Raw genomic sequence first — 6,302 nt, 5'->3', positions numbered from 1 at the left:
GCGACCTGGTCTCCGCGGGATGCGGCTGCCGAGAGGCGCGCGTCTCCTCCATTTCCGCATCCAGCATCAGTCGGTGCCAGAAGATCTCGTCCTCCGCGGTCGCCACGCACAGCTCTGCCGCCAGCTCCGCCGTGGCGGCAGAGGCGCTGCGCACCATCGTCAACTCCGGTTTGAGAGACGCCAGGAAGGCACGTTCACCCGAATCCGGCACCGCCTCGCTCAGAACATCGGCATCGAGCACCGCCGCACGGGCGGCGGCACGCTCCCACGGACCGTCCGCCTGCCGGCAGAGCTGCCCGACGCGCCTCCCGCGCCAGTGCCTGGGGCGAAAGTCCAGCCCCTCGTCGAGCAGCACGCGCAGCCCACGAGGGATGCTTCCCTTCAGCAGCTCCGGGCGGCGCTCCGCGAAGGCGCGCAACTCCCGGGCCAGATACAGCCAGACGACGGCGCGATAGCGGTTGACGTAGAACCGCACCGGGCTGAAACAGCCGCCGCGCGCCAGCTTCGCGAACCTGGCGGGGCCGATGCCCAGCAGCTCGGCGCCCTTCGCCGCGTCCACCACGAGCAGGCGGTCGTCGAGGCTCTGCGGGAAGCCCGCCGACGCCTTCAGCCGGGCCAGCTCTGCTCGCGGGACCCGGCACTTCCCTTCCGCCGCACCGCGGGCGGTGCGGATCTCGCCCACCTGGACGGCAAGCTCCAACAGCCGGGGCCTCAGCCCCAGTTCCTTCGCGGCCGTGCGCATCGAGACATCGTCCGGCATGGTCATCCCCCGTCACTGTTCGCCGTTCGGCTACTGACAGTGACGACGTTAGACGGGTGGAAGGGATCCCGCCTCCCCTGTGGATAACTCTCGGCATCCCCGCACGGCGGCCCTTCTCACCCCGCGCTCACCGCCGCCCGGCCGCGGACTCGCCGCGCTTCCACGCCGCAGCTCCCTCGGCGACGCGAGACACTTCGGCCGACCGCCCGTCGCTACGAGCCGTTGCGCGCCGCAAGTCCGAGGTGCTCACCGACACGGTTGACCAGCAGGGTCATCTCGTATGCGACGGCTCCGACGTCTGCGTCCCCGCCCGTCAGCACACAGAGGCAGCTCCCCTCCCCCGCCGCGGTCACGAAGAGCAGCCCCTCCTCGAACTCGATCATCGTCTGCCGCACCCGCCCGGATCCGAGCTGTGCTCCCGAACCCCTCGCGAGCGACTGCAGGCCGGACGCGACGGCCGCCAGATGCTCGGCGTCCACCTGCTCCAGGCTCTGACTGTTCGCCGTGACCAGCCCGTCGGTCGAGAGCACCATCGCGTGCTTCACCGACGAGATCCGCTCCGTCAGGTCATCGAGCAGCCAGTCGAGCCCCGTGTTCAGCGCCATCCCGGCGTTCCCCCTTCTCATCAGCAGCTGCCGTGCCACCCTTACCCACGTCAACGCGGGGAGCAACCACACGCTTACGTGACGCACTTACAGCCACGGACGACGTACGACTGGCGCAGTATGGACGAATGGCTGAGAAGATGACGCAGGACGAGTGGCGCGACTTCGTTTCCCAGGGCACACGCACCGGGAAGCTGTCCACGGTACGTGCAGACGGAAGCCCCCATGTCGCTCCGATGTGGTTCGTTCTCGACGGGGACGACGTGGTGTTCAACACCGGTGAGAACACCGTGAAGGGGCGCAACCTCGCGCGCGACCCCCGCGCCTCCATCTGCGTGGACGACGAGCGCTCACCGTACGCATTCGTGATCATCCAGGGCAGCGCGGAGCTGAGCAGTGACCTCGCGGAGATGCGGCCCTGGGCGACCCGTATCGCCGCCCGGTACATGGGCGAGGAGGCGGCGGACCAGTACGGCGCGCGAAACGCCGTCCCGGGTGAACTTCTCGTGCGCGTACGTGTGGAGAAGGTGGTGGCACTGTCCGGCATCGCGGACTGACCGGCCGGGTCCGGCGGTCGTCACGACGCCCCGGGCTCCCCGCGAGTCGGCAGGGGGCGACCGCCGTACGCCATCATGGGCGCATGCCGCCCGAGGAGATCAGTGAGACCGAGCGGGTGCGTGAGTTCTTCTCCGCACGCGCAGCCCGATGGGACACGCGCTTCCCGGACGACGGACCTGCCTACGCCTCCGCCGTCGGCGAACTCGGCCTGCACGAAGGCGACGTGGTCCTGGATGCGGGATGCGGCACGGGACGGGCGCTGCCTCATCTGCGGGATGCTGTCGGAGCCCGAGGCGTCGTGCTCGGAGCCGACCTGACTCCGGAGATGCTCTCCGCAGCGCAGAGCGCCGACCGGGGCGGCATCGCGCAGCTGATTCTTGCCGACGTCTCCCGCCTTCCCCTCTCGGCCGGCCGCTTGGACGCGGTCTTCGCCGCCGGCCTGATCTCCCATCTTCCCGACCCGGCGTCCGGGCTCCGTGAACTCGCGCGCGTGGTGCGCCCGCACGGCACACTCGCCCTCTTCCATCCCGTGGGCCGCGCGGCCCTGGCCGCCCGGAAGGGCCGGGCCCTGACTTCGGAAGATGTACGTGCCGAGCCCAACTTGCGCGCACTGCTCGACGGTTCGGGCTGGAGGCTCAGCTCGTACGCGGACGAGGACGACCGCTACCTCGCGCTGGCGACCAGAACGCCCTGACGCCGTCCGAACCCGCGCGGGCCCATTCGTTCGCGCGTGGGCCCGCGCGTGGGACATCACGGCTGAAGAGTGCTGTGCGGCACCGGGCATCCGGGAGCCGCAGCTCGCGCCTGCTTGTCGGGGAAGGTCCCCAGGTCCGCGATGCGGTAGCCCGTGGGATAGCCCGGGTAGCCCTTGATCTCGGGGTTCTGCCGCGCGTAGTGAGGCTTGCGGCGGGGCGGCAGCAGCCGTACGGCGCGTGCCCGTGTCTTCAGCGCGCCGCGCACGGCGCGCCGGACGGCTGGGCGCGGCGGATCGTAACGGAAGGCCCGCAGCAGGGAGTCGTCCAGCAGGGCCTTGCTCGCGGCGCGCACCGCCGGGGCCAGGAAGGGCGGGTACCAGGAAGCCATGAGGTTCAAGGTGGCGTCCGAGACGCGTCTGGCGTCGGGGTCCCAGCCGAAGTGGGCCGCCTCGTACTCGTCGAGGCACTTCTCGAACTCGGCGAAGTCGGAGGGTATGTCGCGTATCCCCATGTGGCGGCCGAGGGTGCGGTGGTAGACGGCAGCCGCGTGCTGCTCGTGCCGGGTGAGCCGGCGCCAGCCGTAGGCGTCGATCCATCTCTTCGGCATCACGACGAAGGTGCACAGCACATAGCGCATGTCGTCGTTGGAGATGTCGTAGCTGCGGTGCATCTGATTGATCCGCCGGATCGCCGTGCGGCCCTCGTCTGATTCGAAGCCGTGCTCCACGACTGCGTCCAGCAGGAGCGCCGTGTCGTCGTAGCGCTTCTGTGAACGGTCCGTCAGTTCCGCCGTCTCGGCCAGCAGCTGCCCGATGCTGGGGACGGCGTACGTGCGGTACAGGGCGAGTTCGAGCGCCCGGGCGAAGTCCCAGGGGAACTCGTACGTGACGGTCAGGCGGGAAATCTCCATGAAGTCGCGTTCGGCGTCGAGCCGCAGTATCTGCCGGAGCCTGTCGTATCGCTGCACGTCGCATCCCCCTGATCAGCAGCCCGGCCCTGTCGGCGAACTGACTCTAGAGTTAAGGTTCCCGACAACTGACGGAAGGGGAGACACGGTGGCCGCCCAGGAAGACGACGCTCTGTATGTGTTGACGGCCGTACTGCTGACTCCCGCCCAATTCCCGAGTGTTCTCGGCGATGACTACCCAGAAGCCTGCTCGCGACTCGGGCTGGAGCCCTACGCGGAGGGCTACGGGCTCGTGTTGGGCCAGGACGGCTCGGGAGCTCGCTGGACGGTCGCCACCGACGACGTGACGCTCGTCGCCTGTGCGGTCGCCGCATGGGACTGCGGGATGGACTACGACCTCTCGCCCACCGAGTCCTCCGTCGCCGCGGTGCTTCCCGGATGGCCGCTGGCCCTGGCCGTGGCGGCGCCGGGAGTGCCCGCACCGCACGACCCCGACCCGGACCCGGAGATGGACGGCGGCCGGAAGCCGCTCGTGCCCCCGGACACGGAGGAGTGGGGTCCGCCGCAACGCCGGCTCGGTGCGGACGAGATAGCGCTGCAGTGGGCCACATGGCGCCAACAGGTCGAGGACGACGTCGAGTTCGTCGATGCCGGAGAGAGCCCGAGCGAGTCCGTCAGGCGTGTGCTGGAGGAGGTGCGGGAGTATCTCCGCACACCGCCTCCGCCCGGTCGCATCCGCTCCGCGTTCGCCTCCGGGGAATCCCGCACGCTGCGTGCGGACGGTCCGGGCTGGAGCATGGTGGCCCGCACCGACGACATCGCGTTCCTGCTCCTGGACGACGAGCCGGGAGAGGTGCTGCCGGTCGGCCGGGGATCCGAACTGCCGGGACTGCTGGAGGCGCTGGACGGCATGGCCGTGCGGCCCGCCGCCTGACTCCGCTGCCGAAGGCGCACTCCTCGTTCCCGCGAAGCGCGCTCAGTTCTCGGGAACGGGTACGTCCACCTCTCCGGACTGACCGTCCCAGGAGACACGGAGGCGGGCGGGCACAGGCTGACCTCGTGTCGCCGCCATCACGAACTCGGCTGTCTCGCCCGCCCGTACGACGGCGCTCTCGGGGACGCCTCTGGCCGAGGAGGGGAGGTTCGCGCGGCTGACGCGGACGCCCGTGAGCGTGCTGGGGCCGAGGTTGCGCAGCGCGAAGACATGCTGCCCGAACCGCTCGAGCCGCCAAGGGCTGTCCGTAGGCGAGGGCTCCAGAGTCTCGGGCCTCCAGGGTGTCCGGGGCTGCCCGGTGAAGGGCGTTTGCTCAGGGAGCTGGGCTGCCCCCGCAGGTGTGATGTCTGGAACGTGCGTGACCGGTGGCGTGGCGGCCGGCACGAGCGTGGTCGGCGTATGGGTCAGGAAGTTGTAGCGGCACACGTCGCAGAAGGGCTCCGACGCCTCGCGGGGCAGACCGCACTGCGGGCACGCCTCGGGCTCGGACCGACTCTCCCCCCACTGAGGGGGGTTGGCCTCTTCCGAAGCTTCGGAGGCGTCCTCCTCCGCGTCTTCCGGGGGGAGCGGCCGCGTGCGCCGAGACCTCCTCGGCACGGCGGGCTCGAGTTCATAGTCGAGGCCCTGGCCCTGGTCGGCGCGATGCTCCGGTTCAGGCTCTCGGGTATCGGCGAGGGCACCGTATCCGCTTGGCCACCGGGAGGGGGTCTGCCGCTGGGGGTGCTGAGCTGCCGCCGTGAGCCGGGCCAGCATCTGCTCCATGATCAGCGTCCGGCGCTCGGCTGTCTCGATCTGCCGGCGCTGCAACTGGGACGCCTCGGACTGGAGTTCGTTCTGCCGCCGTAAGTCGCGCTTCTGGCCGACGCCTTGTGCGATCGCGTAACACGCCATGCCGAATGTGACGACCGTGCTGCCCCACGTCGCAGCGTCACCGGCCTCCAGTGCCAACCACCTCATACGTCAACTCTAAGGAGGAGTCAGGCGGTCGAGTACGCGCCCACGTCCAAGGTGGCCGGAAACACCCAGACTTGGCAGGCGAAAGGCAGGCGGACGGATCATCGGCACGGCGAGGACGAACCGGCTCAGGGAATCATCGGGGCCGGTCCGGCAGATCGCCGGACCGGCGCATCACAAGAGGCGAGTGGGCCGCACTCAGCGGCGCAGCTCCTTGCGGCTCACCCGGCGGAGCCGGCGCCGCTGCGAGGGGTCGAGCGTCAGATAGGCGATGGCCGGAACACCGACGATCACTGCGATCGCGATCCAGAACGATGTCAGAAACCACAGGAGCAGCCCGACGGCCACCCCACCGACGGCGATCTTTCCTCTGTTGGTCATTTCGGTCCTCCTCCGTGGCGGCGTCATCACGTCCACCACTGTCCAGTAGAACGCCGTTTTCGTCTCCGGGGTTCCCTCGCGCGTTTCCGTATGCCTCCGGCGCTGGGGTAGCCTCGGCCACTTCGGACCGCACTAGTCAAATTTGAGGAATGCGTGGACAGTGTGTTGACTCCGACCGTGACGACGCCCTCCCTGATCTCCCATCTGACTCACTCGGCGGCCGTGCTGCTGCCAGCCGACCCTCCGCGCACCTCCCGCATGGCCTTCTGGAACCCGGACGGCACACCGCCCCTCCCGGACCGGGACGTCCTCGAAGACCTGACCGTCGCGCTGCCCGACGGGGACGGAACCGTCCGTCCCCGCACCCTCCCCGCGCTCGTCCTGTCCGTACGCGACGCCCTCCCCGTCCTGACCCGCGCTCGCGCCGCGCACGACCAGCAAGGGCAGC

General features: G+C 69.8%; 9 protein-coding genes. 4 read left to right on the top strand and 5 right to left on the bottom strand.

The genetic code is table 11. The features are described from left to right. Both H5J26_RS27185 and H5J26_RS27180 read right to left on the bottom strand, forming a co-directional pair. On the bottom strand, positions 1-760 hold a 760-nt coding region (locus H5J26_RS27185), incomplete at its 3' end, for a DUF6397 family protein (RefSeq protein WP_181768617.1). 212 nt (positions 761-972) lie between these two features. Beyond that, positions 973-1,365 (bottom strand): roadblock/LC7 domain-containing protein, encoded by a 393-nt coding sequence (locus tag H5J26_RS27180; protein ID WP_181768616.1) that lies wholly within the window; start codon positions 1,363-1,365, stop codon positions 973-975. A gap of 128 nt (positions 1,366-1,493) precedes the next feature. On the opposite strand from H5J26_RS27180, the gene H5J26_RS27175 reads away from it, so the two are divergent. Further along, positions 1,494-1,922 (top strand): PPOX class F420-dependent oxidoreductase, encoded by a 429-nt coding sequence (locus H5J26_RS27175; RefSeq protein ID WP_181768615.1) that lies wholly within the window; start codon positions 1,494-1,496, stop codon positions 1,920-1,922. A gap of 83 nt (positions 1,923-2,005) precedes the next feature. After that, positions 2,006-2,617, top strand: a complete 612-nt coding sequence (locus tag H5J26_RS27170) for a class I SAM-dependent methyltransferase (RefSeq protein WP_181768614.1) — start codon at positions 2,006-2,008, stop codon at positions 2,615-2,617. A 56-nt stretch (positions 2,618-2,673) separates the two neighbouring features. On the opposite strand, the gene H5J26_RS27165 is transcribed toward H5J26_RS27170, so the two are convergent. Next, complete coding sequence (locus H5J26_RS27165) at positions 2,674-3,585, bottom strand: oxygenase MpaB family protein (protein WP_181768613.1); 912 nt, start codon at positions 3,583-3,585, stop codon at positions 2,674-2,676. Between the two features lie 88 nt (positions 3,586-3,673). Here H5J26_RS27165 and H5J26_RS27160 point away from each other — a divergent pair, with 88 nt between their 5' ends. Further along, on the top strand, positions 3,674-4,459 hold the full coding sequence (locus H5J26_RS27160) for a hypothetical protein (RefSeq protein WP_181768612.1): 786 nt from the start codon (positions 3,674-3,676) through the stop codon (positions 4,457-4,459). Between the two features lie 42 nt (positions 4,460-4,501). On the opposite strand, the gene H5J26_RS27155 is transcribed toward H5J26_RS27160, so the two are convergent. Together H5J26_RS27155 and H5J26_RS27150 are read right to left on the bottom strand one after the other, a co-directional pair. Continuing rightward, the gene (locus H5J26_RS27155) at positions 4,502-5,476 is read right to left on the bottom strand and encodes a hypothetical protein (RefSeq protein WP_181768618.1); all 975 of its coding nucleotides are present in this window, start codon (positions 5,474-5,476) and stop codon (positions 4,502-4,504) included. Positions 5,477-5,671: 195 nt separating this feature from the next. Next, the gene (locus tag H5J26_RS27150; protein ID WP_181768611.1) at positions 5,672-5,854 is read right to left on the bottom strand and encodes a hypothetical protein; all 183 of its coding nucleotides are present in this window, start codon (positions 5,852-5,854) and stop codon (positions 5,672-5,674) included. 177 nt (positions 5,855-6,031) lie between these two features. Here H5J26_RS27150 and H5J26_RS27145 point away from each other — a divergent pair. Further along, positions 6,032-6,302 (top strand): hypothetical protein (locus H5J26_RS27145; protein WP_181768610.1); only part of this gene is annotated, 271 nt, incomplete at its 3' end.

Source organism: Streptomyces albidus (ex Kaewkla and Franco 2022) (assembly GCF_013870515.1).
GTDB lineage: Bacteria > Actinomycetota > Actinomycetes > Streptomycetales > Streptomycetaceae > Streptomyces > Streptomyces albidus.
Note: the sequence above shows the minus strand (reverse complement) of the source record. Positions and strands in the feature narration are given on the sequence as shown.